16 protein-coding genes are annotated in these 16,999 nt (G+C 49.8%); 3 read left to right on the forward strand and 13 right to left on the reverse strand.

Features of this window, described 5'->3' with window-relative positions:
* Window positions 1–457: 457 nt before the first annotated feature.
* From ACFORK_RS24495 to yyaC, 5 genes are all read right to left on the reverse strand, one after another.
* Window positions 458–1,639 (reverse strand): class I SAM-dependent methyltransferase, encoded by a 1,182-nt coding sequence (locus tag ACFORK_RS24495; protein ID WP_379204035.1) that lies wholly within the window; start codon window positions 1,637–1,639, stop codon window positions 458–460.
* 77 nt (window positions 1,640–1,716) lie between these two features.
* Window positions 1,717–2,532, reverse strand: a complete 816-nt coding sequence (locus tag ACFORK_RS24500) for a PhzF family phenazine biosynthesis protein (RefSeq protein WP_379204037.1) — start codon at window positions 2,530–2,532, stop codon at window positions 1,717–1,719.
* Window positions 2,529–3,203, reverse strand: coding sequence for a DUF6483 family protein (locus ACFORK_RS24505; protein WP_379204039.1), 675 nt, complete (start codon window positions 3,201–3,203; stop codon window positions 2,529–2,531). The genes ACFORK_RS24500 and ACFORK_RS24505 overlap by 4 nt, the downstream gene beginning before the upstream one ends.
* A gap of 222 nt (window positions 3,204–3,425) precedes the next feature.
* Window positions 3,426–4,223 (reverse strand): alpha/beta fold hydrolase, encoded by a 798-nt coding sequence (locus ACFORK_RS24510; RefSeq protein ID WP_379204041.1) that lies wholly within the window; start codon window positions 4,221–4,223, stop codon window positions 3,426–3,428.
* Between the two features lie 53 nt (window positions 4,224–4,276).
* Window positions 4,277–4,834, reverse strand: a complete 558-nt coding sequence (yyaC, locus tag ACFORK_RS24515; protein WP_379204043.1) for a spore protease YyaC — start codon at window positions 4,832–4,834, stop codon at window positions 4,277–4,279.
* Window positions 4,835–4,985: 151 nt separating this feature from the next.
* Here yyaC and ACFORK_RS24520 point away from each other — a divergent pair, with 151 nt between their 5' ends.
* Window positions 4,986–5,210 carry a DUF1128 domain-containing protein gene (locus ACFORK_RS24520; RefSeq protein ID WP_379204045.1) on the forward strand — a complete coding sequence of 75 codons (225 nt, stop codon included), beginning with the start codon at window positions 4,986–4,988 and terminating at the stop codon, window positions 5,208–5,210.
* Between the two features lie 115 nt (window positions 5,211–5,325).
* Here the strand turns inward: ACFORK_RS24520 and ACFORK_RS24525 are convergent, their stop codons facing one another.
* A complete protein-coding gene (locus tag ACFORK_RS24525; protein WP_379204047.1) occupies window positions 5,326–6,333 on the reverse strand; it encodes an asparaginase in 1,008 nt (335 codons plus the stop codon).
* Window positions 6,334–6,651: 318 nt separating this feature from the next.
* Here ACFORK_RS24525 and ACFORK_RS24530 point away from each other — a divergent pair, with 318 nt between their 5' ends.
* Both ACFORK_RS24530 and ACFORK_RS24535 read left to right on the forward strand, forming a co-directional pair.
* Window positions 6,652–7,059, forward strand: a complete 408-nt coding sequence (locus ACFORK_RS24530; protein ID WP_379204049.1) for a YtxH domain-containing protein — start codon at window positions 6,652–6,654, stop codon at window positions 7,057–7,059.
* Window positions 7,060–7,198: 139 nt separating this feature from the next.
* On the forward strand, window positions 7,199–7,519 hold the full coding sequence (locus ACFORK_RS24535) for a DUF5665 domain-containing protein (protein WP_379204051.1): 321 nt from the start codon (window positions 7,199–7,201) through the stop codon (window positions 7,517–7,519).
* A 198-nt stretch (window positions 7,520–7,717) separates the two neighbouring features.
* Here the strand turns inward: ACFORK_RS24535 and ACFORK_RS24540 are convergent, their stop codons facing one another.
* From ACFORK_RS24540 to ACFORK_RS24570, 7 genes are all read right to left on the reverse strand, one after another.
* The gene (locus ACFORK_RS24540; RefSeq protein WP_379204053.1) at window positions 7,718–8,488 is read right to left on the reverse strand and encodes a sigma-70 family RNA polymerase sigma factor; all 771 of its coding nucleotides are present in this window, start codon (window positions 8,486–8,488) and stop codon (window positions 7,718–7,720) included.
* A complete protein-coding gene (gene rsbW, locus ACFORK_RS24545) occupies window positions 8,485–8,937 on the reverse strand; it encodes an anti-sigma B factor RsbW (RefSeq protein WP_379204055.1) in 453 nt (150 codons plus the stop codon). Before rsbW ends, ACFORK_RS24540 begins: the two co-directional genes overlap by 4 nt.
* Before the next feature lie 18 nt (window positions 8,938–8,955).
* The gene (locus ACFORK_RS24550) at window positions 8,956–9,294 is read right to left on the reverse strand and encodes an STAS domain-containing protein (protein ID WP_379204057.1); all 339 of its coding nucleotides are present in this window, start codon (window positions 9,292–9,294) and stop codon (window positions 8,956–8,958) included.
* A gap of 97 nt (window positions 9,295–9,391) precedes the next feature.
* Window positions 9,392–11,062 (reverse strand): response regulator, encoded by a 1,671-nt coding sequence (locus tag ACFORK_RS24555; protein ID WP_379204059.1) that lies wholly within the window; start codon window positions 11,060–11,062, stop codon window positions 9,392–9,394.
* Window positions 11,063–11,080: 18 nt separating this feature from the next.
* Entirely contained in the window at window positions 11,081–11,950 is an 870-nt protein-coding gene (locus ACFORK_RS24560; protein ID WP_379204061.1) for a CheR family methyltransferase, read from the reverse strand.
* 81 nt (window positions 11,951–12,031) lie between these two features.
* Window positions 12,032–15,703: a response regulator gene (locus ACFORK_RS24565; RefSeq protein ID WP_379204064.1), complete on the reverse strand. Its 3,672-nt coding sequence runs from the start codon at window positions 15,701–15,703 to the stop codon at window positions 12,032–12,034.
* Window positions 15,700–16,872, reverse strand: a complete 1,173-nt coding sequence (locus tag ACFORK_RS24570) for a SpoIIE family protein phosphatase (RefSeq protein ID WP_379204066.1) — start codon at window positions 16,870–16,872, stop codon at window positions 15,700–15,702. The genes ACFORK_RS24565 and ACFORK_RS24570 overlap by 4 nt, the downstream gene beginning before the upstream one ends.
* Window positions 16,873–16,999: the final 127 nt, after the last annotated feature.

Below are 16,999 nucleotides of genomic sequence, written 5' to 3' on the forward strand. Positions count from 1 at the left end.
GTTAACTCCATGAAGTTGTTCTGATGAAGCTCTATGATGAAGTTGCTTATTTGAAGTTGCTTTAGCTGGCGCTGATTATAACATTGAGCCGGAATTTTGCTACAAAAAATGACCTCGTCCTCCACTGAAGCGTGGATTCTGAGGTCATTTTTAGGTTGAGCTCAACGATTGCGGACACGATTGAGACTGTTTATGCTCAACGAAATGTCGCTGGAACTTATGGTGTGACCAGTTTTATGCTCAACACAATTTCGTTGGAGCTTATGGTCTATGGTCACTTTATTTCAACACAATATCGTTGAACCTTATGGCATTTGCCCCGTTAACGCTCAACACAATGTCGCTGTAATCTATAGTGTACGGCCCGTCCATTTTCAAAACGATATCATTCGAACTTATGATCTTGGCAAGAGGTAGTCCGTCATTGTCAACTATTACGACTTGGAGACGCAGCTTCCTACGCCTCTGACGGCAGCAAATCTGCACATGCGCGTTCCAGATACGGCTTGGCGCCAAGGAAATCGCGGAAGGCGGTATACTCGCGCCATTTGGCAGCATTATCGCCTCCAGCACTGCGGACAGCACGGATCAAGATGTTCTTCGGCGTATGCTCCAGGTCGATAAACTCCAAAAGCTGACTCCGGTAGCCGAGAAGGTCCAGCAGTTTGGCACGAATAGCATCTGTCGCCAGCGCAGAGAATCGTTCCTTCAGAATGCCGTGCGACAGCAGCGGATTCAGCACTTCATTCTCGACCTGTGCGAACAGCTCATGCTGGCAGCAAGGTACGGAGAGGATGACTGAAGCGCCCCAACGAACAGCTTTTTCAAGCGCAGCATCCGTCGCGGTATCACAGGCATGGAGTGTGACGACCATATCGACTTGTTCTAGTTCGTCGTACTTGGCGATATCGCCTACCAGGAAACGAAGCTGATCGTATCCCAGCTTTGCAGCAAGCTCGCTGCAATGTGCGATAACATCGACTTTCAGATCCAGACCAACAATGTTCAGCTCGCGTTTCTCGCGCACCTTCAAATAATGATATAACGCGAAGGTCAAATATGATTTGCCGCAGCCAAAATCCACGATTGTCAGCGGACGTCCGGTTGGCAGATCGGCCAGTACATCCTCCACCATTTCCAGGAAGCGATTGATCTGCCGGAACTTGTCGTATTTTTTCGCCAACACCTTGCCTTCACTGTTCATGATCCCCAGCTCGACGAGGAATGGTACCGGCTTCCCGTCCTCCAGGACATAACGCTTGCGGCGGTTATGGGCCAGGTCCGGCTTTTCCTGCTTGGTTGGGGACTTCGTCAGAATGGAGACCTTGTACTTCTTGCTAATCAGCACTTGATAATCGGCTTCTATGGTACAGATCAGCCCTTGGCGGAAGGTCTCTCGGAGTAGCAGAGTCATCTCTTCGGCAGCCTCTTCGGCCGGGATGTTGCGATGCTCCACCTTTGGTCCAATATAGTAGGCGAACTGATAATGCAGCTTGCCTTTTAACTCAACAGGTTTGATTACCACCTTGTTGTAGGCGACTTCGCCTTTGCTGCGCAGTTGACTCAGCGTCGCCGTAATTAACGTACGGTCACTGATCACTTGTTCAATAAGAGCTTTCAAAGATTCCACAGGGCACATCTCGCTTTCGGTATTAAAAATGGAGAACCATGTTCTCCTGATAGTTCATCTATTATAGCATGTCATAACAATACTGGTTATAAACCGACCGGCTCTACTTGTAATTGCCCTTTGAGTATTGTGATGGCATGACCAGTTAGGGTGATCGTATCCGTGTCGACATCTAACAGCAGATAACCGCCGCGTGGGGAGGCCTGATAGGCATTCAGACGGGAACGATTCAATCTCGCGGCCCAATAAGGACCGAGTGCGGTATGTGCAGAGCCGGTTACAGGATCTTCATTCACACCCATTTTAGGGGCAAAGAAGCGCGAGACGAAATCAATGCCTTCTTCCTTACTCTCAGCTGTAACCGAAACAGCCCTTACAGCAAGTCCAGCCAGCAGCGTAAAGTCAGGCTTCAGTTCCCGAACCATGGATTCCTGATCCACATGAACCAGTAGATTGTCAGCGTACTGCATGATCTGTGAGACATGTCTCTCTGGTATACCGAGTGCAGTTGTCAGTCCCGGTACCTCCCGCACCGGTGTAAGTTCATAGGGCGGAAAATAGAGGCTGATCTTTTCAGCCTCCCGTCTTGCTACCAGGAGTCCGCTTAATGTATGGAACCTAGCCTCCTCACCGGGAGCCAACACTCCAGTCTCCCACAGTATATGTGCACTCGCCAGCGTAGCATGTCCGCATAGCTTCACTTCCGTAACTGGTGTGAACCAGCGCAGCCGATATGCACCGGCTTCCGGCCAGAGAAAGGCTGTCTCTGACAGATTCATTTCTGCGGCGGTCTGTTGCATAAAGTCCTCTCCGGCAGGGCCCTTCAGTAGGCATACGGCGGCCGGATTGCCAGAGTAAGCTTGATCTGCAAATGCATCAACAATGAATAAAGGCAGGCTCATTGCAGCTCCCACTCCTTTTCCCGGGCAGTCAGTCGATTCCATTCCTGCAATCCTTGCTTGACTTCCTCAAGGGGCAACTGTCCCCTCTCCAGTTCTTCGGGGTCCTTAAGCAGCAGCCGTTCATACCAAGCCTTCCCTTCAGCAGCTACATTCTCCCCTTGCTCTCTCAACCGGTACAGGCTGTCCTCCGCTTTACTATAACGGCCTTGGGATTCCAGATAGGGCAGCAGAAGCCGCTCTGTCTTGGCTGGGATCCGATAGCCCTGGACCTCTTGCAGGAGTTCATCAATTTCCTCTGTCATCGATAAAAGGCTCCGGTCAGCACCATGCATATCGGCGTACAAGTACAGATGTAGTGCCCGCATAGACCGGAATAGCGCTTCTTCCCTGTTGCCTGCAGCCGTGTAGATTCCGCTCTCCTCTTTGAGCAGTCTGGCTACTCCCTGAAGTTTATCGGATTCAATGATGCCGCCTAAACGGAACATCTCAATAACATCCTCCACAGACAATGAATTTAAAAGGCGGGAATTGAGCCGGAAATGCCTGTTCAGTAATTCATCGACTTCCCATAAGGCTTCCGTCGTCTTTCGTTCCTGCTTCAACGTAAGGACCTTTGCCACCATCGTTGTCATATCCTCAATCATGCGAACAATATAATCTCTCCGGAACATACCCTACACTCCTTTCTATTGCCGCAGCCGCGATTACAAACTCCCAGCCGCCACGCTGCCTCTTTCTTGCTCAGCTGTGTGCTTCTGCTTCCATCTTATACGATGGACAACGGCTTGACAAAAAACACTCGATCGGACGGACTGCATGGTAGATGAACGGCAAAGAGGCAGCGCTCCGCAAATCTGCGGGTGCTGCCTCTTTGCCTTCTTGGAGATCAGATATTAATTTATAGCCACAGCCTTGTCCACAAAATCCGCGATAATCTCCGACAACCGCTCGGGGTCTTCCATCATACTCATATGACCCGCGCCTGCAATCGTAGCCTGTGTGACGTTCGGCTTGTCTGATGTAAAGGTTCGCTCCGCAGGAACCAATCTGTCCTCCGCACCGGCCACCAGTAGAATAGGCAGCTCGCTGGCCGAGAGTACATCCCGGCGATCCGGGCGCTCGCGCATCGCCAGAGCCACTCCCGCGGCTCCCTGTGGAGGTGTTCTATAACCGATTTCCTTCGCACGCTCTAGCAGATGCGGCGAAGACTCCACTGTACCGGGGGCGAATAGACCTGGTACAAGCCCGTCTACAAACACGTTAATTCCTTCATTCTGAATGGTGCTTACACTCTTCAGCCGTTTCTCCTTCGCCTCTTCCGTATCCGGATAGGCTGTCGAATGGATCAGTCCAAAGCCTGTCAACCGGGACGCATGCCGCTGGGCAAAGGACAGCGCAACATAACCGCCCAGCGAATGACCAAGCAGTGTCACCTTGGACAACTCCAGGGCATCCAGCAGCGCAAGCACATCGTCCGCCATACTCTCAATTGTGTACGCTCCTAGCGGAGCATCCGATTCACCATGTCCGCGCAGGTCAGGTGTGATGACGCGATAACTGCTGCTTAGACGAGGGATCACCTTCTCCCAATATTCAGCGCTGCCGCAAAATCCGTGCAGCAGAACAATGACTTCACCCTTACCCTGATCACTGTAGCAGATCGTGCTTCCTTCATATCGAACTTTTTCCATGGCTGCTCCTTCTTTCTATGTAGAAGATTATGAAGCACGTTAGATATATATATTTAAGCCAAACTACTTCCCTTGAAACGCCCATAAGCTTCCAGACCGAAACCTGTGGCAGCCGCTTCCGCAATCTGCTCTGCCATGATCATCACCCGGTGCAGCGGCGTGGTCTGCAAAGTATGATAGGGCTTGGGGCCGTTAACATCCACAATAGCCGCTATACTGTAATGCCCAACAGCCGGAAGCTTCAGACCGACCGACTGTGCTGGCTGCAAGGGTCCCACCGCAGCGAGATAACTCCCCCGTGTGAGCAGCGTCCCCAGACAGGCATCTACAGCAATAATAATCTGTTCTGGTGGGATCGAAGCCACCCGTGCAGCCAAATTATCTGCATCACAGGGCTTTGGCAATGTGCCGATTACATGCGGAAAGCCATATTCCAGCAGCCTACTGCCTGTTAACGGGCCAAGCGCATCTCCGGTGGAGCGATCCGTTCCAATACAGAGAAAGGTTACCTGTTCCATACTATGAAGAGCTGCAATTTCGCGAAAGAAAGCGGTCAGCCCTTCCGCGTCCTTTTTATAGCGGCGTCCATCCTCTTGCTCCCTGATTCCCATCTGCCCCACCTCCTTGTTCTCTTGCTCCGTTATTCCAAAATGCTTTTATCATTCTACACGATTTCATCCTCCTGGACAAAAAAATGGTGGTGCCCCCTGCAAACATGGTAAAATACATGGATCAATGGTCAGAGAGGATGTAATAAACCCAATGGATTTGACACAGCCAAGTCAGGAAAATGTTGAATATATGATTGAAGCTATCAAGGATAAGCTGAAAATGGCCAGCGCAGCCGCGATGCAGGCTTCCGCGTTCTCGGTAGATAACTATGAGGATATTTTCGATGTGTATGAAGTCGCTATGGGTAGCGACAGACTCAGCATTTCCCAAGTAGAGGCGCTGGTGTCCGAGCTTGGTCGTCTTCGCCGCAAGTAACAGCGTAGACAAAAGCCCCTTGTTCTGGTCCATTCCGCGAATGAGCCATGAAGACAAGGGGCTTTTTTTCAATTAAACAAAGCAAAGTTCACTGTAATTCGCTGTCAATCATGCATTAATCGAGATTAGACTGTAGTTTGAACACCGTCTCTGCATGCCCGACTCTTGTTCCGCCGTCATTATAAATCATTCCTGTGAAGGCTGCACGGAGCTTTTCCATCGTAGTCTGCTCGCTGTATCCCAGTTGTTCCAAAATGCTATAGACGATCAGGCCCCACTCTTCCTCAGAACCATCGAGAATCTTGAACGAGATCCCCAGCCGCTCCCGGCGTAGCGCGAAGCAATAGACCCCCTTGAAGCCACCTTTGGCAATGATATTATCATCTGCCAGCAGAATAGAATCCAGCCGTCCATGACCAGCCACCATCTCTGGATGAGCATTCATAGCCGAAGTAATGACCTTGACCGCCTCACGGGTTGGTTCGTCGTCAATAAGATCGGGACAGGCCATCTTCAGGTAGGCATTAGCGAGTGCCGTCAGAGGGAGGGCAAATACGGGCAAGCCACAGCCATCCGTTCCGAGCCCAATGCTCTCCGAAGCTATGTCCGCCAAGTCTGCAATTGTATCTATAATTTCACGTTGAACCGGATGACTCGGCTGGTCGTATTCATCCAGCGGCAAGCCCTTCAGCTTGCTGTAGGACAGAATACCCATATGCTTACCGGCACAGTTGTGATAAATTTTTCGCTTGTTATAGCCACGGATGGCTTCTTCCCGACTGCTGCGGTCCAGCGGATAGCTAGTCGCGCAAATCATAGTAGATTCCTCAATGCCGACCTTAGCCGAGATGCTCTCCAGTGTAGACACATGATAGCTTTCGCCCCGGTGGGAAGCCGTCATAAGTGCAATTTCCGGCGGTGTGAGGCCATAATGCTCAGCGATTCCACCACGGATACCGGGAATGGCCTGCATAGGTTTTGCTGCTGAACGGGTAAAGGAAACAAAACCGGGATCTCCAGCGTATCCCTTTAATTGCCCCCCCTCACCGACGATGGCGATATGTCCACTATGAACACACTCCAGCAAATCCGACCGGTATTCTCGCACCAACACTGTTTCCATGATGTCTCTCCTCTTTTCTAAAAACTTCTATAAAATAATTCATATTTAATCCCAAGAAACTATATAATCTTTCGGCTTTCCGGGTTGTTTGTAAAGCCGCAAAAACAGCCGTTTATGTGCTTAAGAGTCGTTCTGTAGCGTCCAATCTGCGGATTTCTCCGTTAATCGTTCCCTTGCTGATTTGCTGTTTCAGCTTATACACTAACGTTTATATACCAAGTAAGATAACTTCAGGTTCCCCTGAGATTCCGATGCAGGAGACGGCAATTGTTCGTCTTCCGATCTGGAATACCCTATTCTGATAAGGAGTGATCGGTGATGAGTAACGTAGAGCATGAAACAGAGAACGGTAGCAACTTCCTAAAAGGTGTCTTTATTGGTGGATTGATCGGCGCGGCAGCCGCCCTACTGTTCGCCCCCAAGCCTGGCCGCGAGATCCGCAGCGATTTGTCGGACAAGCTATCGCTTGCCACAGACAAGACCAAGGAGGTAGCAGGGGCCGTGACGGATAAGACCAAAGCGCTGGCAACTTCCGTAGGCGAAAAGGCTTCTGACCTTGCCAGCACGGTCTCGACCAAAGCCTCCGACATTTATACTACCGTCAGTGACAGTAAACAGCAAATCGCAGCCACTCTGCAGGACACTGGAAGAAAGATCGGCGATACGGTTAGCGAAGCTTCCGCCAGCGTGGCCTCGGATGTGCAAGATGCTTCTAAATCCTCCTAATGGAACGACGGTGAAAACCAGCTATGCTCCATTGATTCAATAGCCAGCTCACCGTAGCTGGCTATTGCCATGTCTTCAGGATAGATTGAACTTAAAATATTGCCGCTAAAGAAAGCAGGGAAGCAATATGGGAGATTCAATGAACAGAAGCAAAACCTATGAATTGGACGAGCATCCCTTTGAGCTAAGGCATGAGGTCAAACGGCTAAATACACGGCTCGACCAAATTGCTAATTCGCTGGAACGATCAGAAATCAAAGATATTCTCGAAAACTATTCTAACCCGAAAAAACGAATTATCACCAACCTGATGGCTGGCGTTTCCCGGGGACTCGGACTTTCACTAGGAACATTCATCATCCTTGGTCTGCTTGGTTATATAGCCAGTTTGTTCATTAATGTACCAGTTATCGGAGATTACCTGGCCGAGATCAAAAAATATATTGATGCCAACAATTAACGCCCCTGCTGTCTGTGCCTGAACTTCCTTCAAGAATTGTTACGATAAATGGTGTTCGCAGATGGCCTTCATATGTTGACACAACAAAGGGTATGCTTCTCTCCACTCCGGAGAATAGCATACCCTATCATTCTTTCAGCAATAGCGTGCAGACGGCGTCATCGATTCTATTCATCATAAGTAATATCCGCTTCTTGTTCAATAGAAAGAATTGGACATGATTTGCTTCAGTTTCTCGGTGGCCCGCTTCTGAATCCGCGAGACACTCATCTGCGAAACACCCAGCTTCTGCGCGATAGCCCGCTGGGATTGCCCATCCTGGAAGGCCAATAGCAGCACTTGCTGCTCTTGCTCCTTTAATTGGCCGAGTGCTTGCTGCAAATCCATGCGTTTCTCCACCGTTTCGAAATCGTTGGCTTCCGAACTGATCAGCTCGCCAAGTGTAGCGCCAGTCTCCTCTTGAGAAAGCGGTGAATCCAGCGACACATAGTGATAACATTCCCTGCCCGCCAGTACTTCTACTGTTTCCTCCACAGACAGGTCGAGATAGTGGGCGATTTCATCCACTGCAGGCGAACGCTCTAGCCGGATCGTCAATTCGTCGATCGCTTGCTGAACGAGAGCGCCCTTCTCCTTGATCCGTCTCGGAACTTGTATGTACCAGGATTTATCGCGCAGGAAATTCTTCATATGCCCGATCATACTTTTCATGGCATAGGGTTCGAAAGGAATTCCCAAACTGATATCATATTGCTGCAGTAGCCGGATCAGCGCCATCTGGCCGACCTGGTACAGATCCTCATAAAGGTCGGGACGATTGCGGGCGATTTTACCAGCAGCCATTTTGACCATAGGCTCGTATTTTTGAATCAATGTGGTGGCTATTTCATTATCTTTGCTTTGCTGGTATTCCGAGATCAGGTTCACTGCTTCATTCATGGACTCGGGGGGAGTCGCTTTTTCATTCATACTTTCTCCTCACTAAAATGAAGCCGCTTGGTCAAGGTAACCACCGTCCCTTTCCCCGCTTCGCTTACTACGCTGACATCGTCCATCAATGCCTGCATCAGGTAGAATCCCAGACCTCCGACCTGAACGTCACTCAGCTCTTTATCGTGCAGTGTCGTGCGCTCAGCAGCCGAATCCACGCCGTCAAAGCTCTCCCCTTCATCTTTGACTGTAATGGACAGTGCATCTGCTCCAACTTCGAAAATCACATCCACCAATCCGTCATCCTGTCCGTAGGCATACAGCACGGAGTTATTACACGCTTCCGATACGGCAACTTTCATATCTTCAATGTCCTCGTACGTAAAACCCATTTTCGAAGCAATACCATATAGATTTAATCTGACGATATCGACATATTCTGCGCTGGCCGGCAACTGGAGAACTACTCTTTGCACATCATCACTCATTCTTTGTTCGGTCCTTTCCTAGTGGGAATTCTCTTGGGGAGCAAAAAACTTGGCAATACCAGTCATATCAAACAGCTTCTGAATTTGCGGAGGAACTTCCTCCACCATGAATTTAACATCCATACCATGTCTGGCTTTCAGGATCGAGAGCAGAATTCCGATGCCCGTGCTGTCGATATATCTTAATTCTTTAAGATTAATGACGAGGTCCAGCCCAGCTTCACCCACAAGCGGCTCCATGACAAGACGAAAATCAGGAGCAACCGACAAATCGAGTTCCCCGCTTAGGAAAACTGTACATACACTGCCTTCGGTCTTTGTCTTTGCATGAAATTTCTCGCTTTTATGTGTATTCATAGACATTCTCTCCTGATATATGATTTCTTTACCAATAACCCTAAAGGCATACTTTTGAAACAAAAAAACGGTTATTCAGACTCTAGCATTTGCTGAATTACGCATGATTAATGGACGTCCCATGCTCATTCATCAGAGCATCCTTTCGGGAATACCGTGAAATGATTTGTTTGATACTACCCATCTTGAGCGGCTTGCTGATGTAATCATTCATTCCGGAAGCCTGGCAGCGATTCTGTATGCCCTCCATGACATTGGCTGTCATCGCAACAATAATAGCTGTTCCAGCAGACGGTCCGCTTCCACGCCGGATCTCAGCAGTAGCCTCCAGGCCGTCCATCACCGGCATTTGCAGGTCCATAAAGATAAACTCATAAGTATGCTTCAGCGCCAGGGACACGGCCTGTCTGCCGTCTTCGGCGACATCAGCCTCAAAGCCCAGCTTGTGCAACATACTGACCATCAGCCTCTGATTGATGGGGTGGTCATCCACAATAAGTACCCTGCTCCGCTCCGCCTCACTTGGGAAGGTATGGGCTGCTGCTTCCTTCTCTCCGTTGCCTATCAATTCCCCTTCGGGTAACGTTGCCTGAATGGTAAAGACAAACGTAGCACCCTTCTCCTCCATCGATTCGACTCGAATATCGCCGCCCATCATCCCTACAAGGGACTTGCAGATGGCGAGACCTAGACCGGTTCCCCCATATTTGCGTGTCATGGAGGAATCAAGCTGCGAGAACGGCTGGAATAGCCGGTCGCATTTCTCCGGGGAAATCCCGATGCCCGTGTCCTTAACCGTAAATTCTACTACAACTTTATTATCCTTGCTTTGCACAGCAGACGCAACCAGATACACTCCACCCTGATTGGTGAACTTGACGGCATTCGCCACCAAATTGATAAGCACCTGGCGCAGGCGCGCCATATCACCGTACAACAATCTTGGAAGCTTGTAGTCAATGAAATAGGCCAACTCCAGGTTCTTCTTCCCGGCTTCCATCGCGAACAGGTTGAAGACCTCCTGTATACAGGTTCGCAACTCAAAGAGTTGCTCCTCCATCTCCATTTTGCCGGACTCCATCTTCGTGAAATCAAGAATATCGTTAATAACGGTAATCAATGTGTCGGCACTCTTGCGGATTATTTCGGTATATTCCTTCTGCTCTGGCTCAAGCTCTGTCTCCATCAGCAGGTCGATCATGCCCACGACACCGTTCATCGGCGTACGGATCTCATGGCTCATCATGGCCAGGAATTCTGTCTTGGCTTTGGCCGCGATCTCCGCCTCTTCCTTGGCCTTGATCAATTCCCCGTTGATCCGCTCCAGTTCCTGGGTCTTCTGCTGCAGCAGCATGGTTTGGGTCTGATGCTTCTTACTCGTTAAATACATATCGACAAAGCCCTCAATCTTGGATTTCAAAATCTGCGGAATGAACGGCTTCACCATATAGTCAATAGCCCCGGCGGAGTATCCGGCAAACAGATGCTCCGCCTCTCTACTGTTAGCTGAAACGAAAATAATCGGGATATCCTTGGTCTTATCTCTGGCCTTGATCATCTTGGCGGTCTCAATGCCATCCATACCCGGCATCTGTACGTCCAGTACAATAACTGCGAACTCATACTTCAATAAACACCGCAGCGCTTCCTCGCCGGAGGTGGCTTTGACAAGCTTATATTGCTGGCTCTCAAGCACTGCCTCCAGCGCCAGCAAATTTTCAGGACGGTCGTCTACCAGCAGTATATGAATCGGCTCTTGAAACCCCATGGGACCCTCCTACGCACACTATTTGATCTTCCGATAGATTTTCTCTACCCTGTCCAGGGGTTCGTAACTATCGCTGTACCTGGTGAAATGAATGGATTCCTTCGAGCCAAGCACGAGCACGCCGAATCGGCCAAGGCTTTCATTAAACAACCCGTGCACATGGTCTCGTAGCTCATCATTGAAGTAGATCATTACATTTCTGCAGAAAATAACATTGAATTCGTTAAATGAAGTATCTGTAGCCAGATTATGTTCGGCAAAAATAATATTTTTGCGCAAATAAGGCTGCAAAATCACCGAGTTGTATTTTGCTGTATAGTACTCTGAAAATGCGCGGGTCCCGCCCGCCTCGAGATAATTCTTGGTATACTGCTGCATTTTGCTGATTTCGTATACGCCTTCCTTGGCCTGCTGCAAGGACCGGTCATTCATGTCCGTCGCGTAGATGCGCGCCTTGTCATACAGCCCCTCCTCATGCAGCAAAATCGCCATGGAGTATACTTCTTCGCCTGTAGAGCAGCCAGCATGCCAAATGCGAATGTAAGGGTAGGTTCGCAGGAGCGGAATGACTTTCTGACGAAAGGTGAGAAACAGCCCTGGGTCCCTGAACATTTCCGTTACGGGAATAGAAAGACTGTAGACAAAACGTTCAAAACAGGACCGGTCATGCAGCACTCTCTCCTGCAAAGCGGATATGCTCGATAGATTCTCTGCATGGACATGATGCCAAATCCGCCGCTTCAAGGAAGGCAGCGCATAATTACGAAAATCATATCCGTATAAACGATGTACCCCGTCGAGGAGCAGTTCAATCTCAATTTGCTCTAATTCGTTCTTGCCCCCGGTCAATGCAGGTTGGCTCTCATATCCGTGATCCATTGCGGTCATGATTATCCTGACTCCTTGCTACTGCACCATCCAGAGATGGTCTGTTTATTAATCTTTACAACTATTACCCCAAAATCGTGGCTACGAATACAACCACACCCGCATTAATGAAAGAAGCTGATCTGTCTCGATCGGTTTCTTGATATAATCGGAGGCGCCGGCCTCTATGCATTTAGCCCGATCCTCTTTCATAGCTTTCGCTGTAAGCGAGATAATCGGCAGCTTCTGATACTGCGGCATCTCACGAATCCGGCGCATGGCCTCATATCCGTCCATCTCCGGCATCATCATATCCATCAGGATCAGGTCGAAATCCTCTTGCTCCACGAGCAGGTCCAATGCTTCACGGCCGTTCTCAGCGAATTTAACTTCCATATTGTAGCCTTCCAGTACACTGGACAGGGCAAATACATTCCGTATATCGTCATCAACGAGCAGTATTTTTTTGCCGTCGAATAGTTCTTCTTTGTTATGAAGCTTCTGTAAGATCATACGCTTGTCTTCCGGTAAATTAGCCTCCACCCGATGCAGGAACAGCGTAGTCTCATCCAGCAGCCGCTCCGGGGAGCGGACATCCTTGATGATGATCGACTCCGCGTATTTGCGCAGCCGCATCTCTTCCTTGCTGTCGAGATCCTTGCCGGTGTAGATGATGATCGGCAGATCATTCAGTTCCTCATCATCGCGAATCTGATCCAGCAGCTCAAAGCCATTCATATCCTCAAGCATGAGATCCAGCACCATGCAGTCGTATTTCTGCTTGCGCAGCTCAGCCAGCGCTTCACCGCCGCTAGATACCGCGGTGATGGCGACATCATCATGGCCTATCAGCTCCATGATGGAGAGGCGCTGAATCTCATCATCCTCCACAATCAGGAGATGCTTGAGTGTACTGGATGTATAGTTCTCGATTTGCGAGAATGCCCGCTCCAGTGCCTCGCGGGAAGAGGGCTTGCGAAGATAGGCCATCGCGCCCATCATGAGTCCCTGCTTCACCTCGTCGCTGACGGAGATGACATGAACAGGGATATGGCGGGTCTGTGAGGAACTTTTCAGCTCCCGCAAGATTGACCAGCCATCCATAACCGGCAACTGGATATCGAGAATAATGGCATCTGGCAAGTAGGACTTGGCCATCCCCATCCCGGTATCTCCCTGAAGAGCCACCAACCCTTTAAAACCACGGCCACGGGCCATACCGAGCAGTATCTTCGCAAAGCTCTCATCATCTTCAATGATCAGCAGCACTTTATCACTGGTATTGAGATCCTCCCGATCATCCTCTACAACGACCATCTCCTGAACCTCTGAGACAGTAAAAGCATTGGTGGTCTTGACTGGCAGCAGATCTTCGACATAGCCGGCCAGCGTCGCTGCTTCACTCGCTGCGGCGGCCTCTGATGCCCCCATTAGCTGGCTGTAATTCGCTTGGACCGGCAGGTATAGGGTGAATGTGCTGCCCTGCCCTTCCCGGGAATCCAACACGATCGCCCCGCCCATCAAACGAGCCAACTCGCGGCTGATAGACAAGCCAAGGCCCGTGCCGCCATATTTGCGACTGGTCGTTCCGTCCACTTGCTGGAACGCTTCGAACACGAGGTCCGTCTTATCCGCCGGAATACCGATGCCGCTGTCCTTCACAGCCAGAGCGATGTATTCGGCTTCAGTAGGTAAATAGAGAGGCAGGTCCCCTGTTACTGGGCTTACAGAAAACTCGACAAATCCTTCACTTGTGAACTTGAAAGCATTGGAGAGCAAATTCCGCAAAATCTGCTTCAATCGGTGGCTGTCGGCAATAATGATCTCCGGCAGCGGATCATTGAAGTTTGTGCGCAGGGACAGACCTTTCTTGAGGGCCTGCGGACCGAAATTCTGCTTCACGAAGCTGTTCAGATCATTCAGCCGGATCTCTTCGTGGTTCAGTTCCATTTTGCCAGCATCGACCTTGGACAAATCAAGAATCTCGTCGATCATCTTCAGCAGATCCGCGCCTGACATATAGATGGTGTGTGCAAATTCAACCTGCTTATCGTTAAGATTACCTTCCTTGTTCTCCGTGAGCAGCTGCGAAAGAATCAGCAGACTGTTCAGTGGAGTCCGCAGCTCGTGGGACATATTCGCCAGGAATTCCGACTTGTATTTGCTGGTCACAGCCAGCTGCATCGCCTGCTTCTCCAGTTGACCACGGGCATGCTCAATCTCGTTCTTCTTCTCCTCGACTGCCTGCACCTGTTCCTCCAAGGCGCGGGTCTTGGCAATCAACTCCGTATTGTAATGTTCCAGCTCCTCCTGCTGGCGCTGCAGCAGCTCTTCGGAGCGCTTGAGTGCCTCCGTCTGCTCCTCCAAATTCTCATTAGAGCGACGCAACTCCTCCTGCTGGGTCTGCAATTCCTCCGACTGGCATTGCAGCTCTTCTGTCATCGCCTGCGATTCACGGAGCAGTTCCTCTACAACAATTCGACGTGTCACATTATTGAGAATAATGCCCAGGTTGTTCGCGAGTTGGCGCAGCAGTTCCGTCTGCAGAGCCGTAAACGGTTCAAACGAAGCAAATTCCAATACTCCTAGCAGTTCATCCTCGAACAACACAGGATGAATGGAAATGTAGCCAGGCTGGGCATAACCGAAACCGGAGGCCACCTTGATGTAATCATCCGGTGCCTGTTCGAGTTTGATTGGCTTCTTGTCCAGAGCACACTGCCCGACAAGCCCCTGGCCGATGACGAAGCTTCCCTTCGGCTCCTTCTCGCCGTCGGCGGCGTAGCTGCCGCTACTGCGCAGGGACTCTGGATTATTGGGGTCCTTCAAATAGAGCGCTCCGTACTGAGCGCTTAGTATAGGGGTGAATTCATTGATAAAAGTCTGGGCGATTCCGTCCAGCGAGCTAACTCCACGCAGTAGTTCGGTGACCTGGGCAACATTAGCATTGAGCCAGGATTGATCGGTCTGTGCCTGAGTGTAAGCTTGTTCCATCTCCTGCTTCTGCTCGATATCTTCGGCCATTTCCTTGAACACCCGAGCCACTTCGCCGATCTCATCCTTGGAGGTAACTCTGATCCGGCGGATCGCCCTGAGCTTACCGTTGCCGAAGCTGCTGATCATCATCGATATCACATTCAGGCCGCGCGTAATGCTGGGAATGACCCACAGAATCACTCCCAACCCAAGCAGCAGACCCGTAATCATGATCAGGGTAACCATCTGGATGGAGCTTTGGTAGGCCTGCTCCGCCTGATTAGCTTGTTCATTCTGCTTATAATAGTTATAGTCAGACAAGTTGTTCAGGCTCTCAAGCACCTCGTTCTGCACATCCTGACCTTTGGCATTGCGGTAGGCATTGGCGCTTTGGATATCGCCAGCGGCAAGCATTACCATCGCCCGTTCCTGATAATCCTTATAAGCGGAATAGGCGTTCTCGATTCTTTTGACGATCTGAAGTTCTTCCGCACTAGTCATCGATTCCTTGATGTTGCCCAAATATTGATCCACCTTGGCAAGTTTCTCGTTAATCTCGCTCTTTTGCGACTCGATAGCCATGGAATCTGAATTCAACATCGAGGTTGTCAATATACGCGCCATATCATTTACTTCTCCGCGCATTCCGGAAGAATTACGCCCCTTCTGATACCGGTCCTGATAGCTGTCTAACTGGTGGTTCATATAATTTAACCGGTCATATCCAATAAGAGTGAGGGCAAACATAATTGCCAGCAACGCACTGAAACCGATAAGAAGTTTGGCTTTGATCTTCATTCCTTCTCCGGCTCCTTTTTCAGTGAGATCCAGACCAGGCACTTGTCATCATCGCGTTCCCGATTCAGCTTTTCATTAAAGAACGCAGCCTGCATCTCTTCTTCCCGCCAACCATGTCCACCTCTCAGGTGTCCGATCATAAAGTCCAACTGGTCCTCCTGTTCACCCTCTGCCATCTCCAAGAGCCCATCGGTATACAGTACGAGATGACCTTCTTTCTCAAAGCTGAGGCTTTGCGGCTCTGCATCCATACGATCAAACAGACCGACCGGATGACAGTTGCTCTTCAGCAGCACCGGTTCCTTGCTATCGCCTTCGAAGAAAAGCGCCGGCGGATGGCCTGCATTGACATAATCAATACGGCGCATACGTGTGTCCACAACCATATAAATTGCTGTGAAATAATACTGCACGAGCGATTTTTCAATATATAGCTGGTTAAAACGCCGGTTCAGTTCTTGCACGACTTTCTCCGGCTCTACATAGGTCGTGACCGTGTCTTTCAGCACGGAGGCAATAAACATACAAAAGAGTGACGATGAGATTCCGTGACCCATCATATCCAAAAGAATGACGCCGTAGCGACCATCCCCTAAGGCGTACCAGGCATATAAATCTCCCGCCAGTTCAAAGGACGGCTGATAAATAGCATGGACTTCAAAATCCGCCTCCTCAATCGGCAGGCTAAGCACAGCGTTCTGCACAAGCGCTGCGAGCTTCAGTTCATCCTGTATTCGCTGATCCCGCTCTTTATGCCAATCCTTCTCCTGCTTTAAACGTAGTGCCAAGCGGATTCTAGCCATCAGCTCCACCTTGTTGATTGGCTTCGTAACATAGTCTACTGCCCCAGCGTCCAGCGCTTCAGCCAGCTTTTTGGAATCGCCTACAGCAGTAACCATAATAATTGGAATATCCTTGAGATGCTCGTACTGCTGAACTACACGGCAAGCTTCAATCCCGTCCATCTCCGGCATCATCATATCTAGCAGAATCAGATCAATGTCCGAGGGACGGGGGCGTTCTTCCGGATTATTCTGGTCTATGCCCAGAAGCTCCAGCATCTCCTTTGCAGAAGAGGCCGTGATGAAATTCCGGTAGTCTTCTTTCTTCAGGATCTCACGGATAATGATCACATTAGTCGGATTATCATCCACGATTAGAATTCTCATTATCTTCACCTCGCATGAGTAGTATATCGACCGTAACATCCTGTACAACCTGTATCTTCATAATCATACGATACTTGTTAAGACGGTTCCATTCACAACCTTATTATACTAGGAAGTAGGTCTGCCT

The sequence above is a fragment of the Paenibacillus sp. GCM10012306 genome, from assembly GCF_042649265.1.
In the GTDB taxonomy this organism is placed as follows: domain Bacteria; phylum Bacillota; class Bacilli; order Paenibacillales; family Paenibacillaceae; genus Paenibacillus_AQ.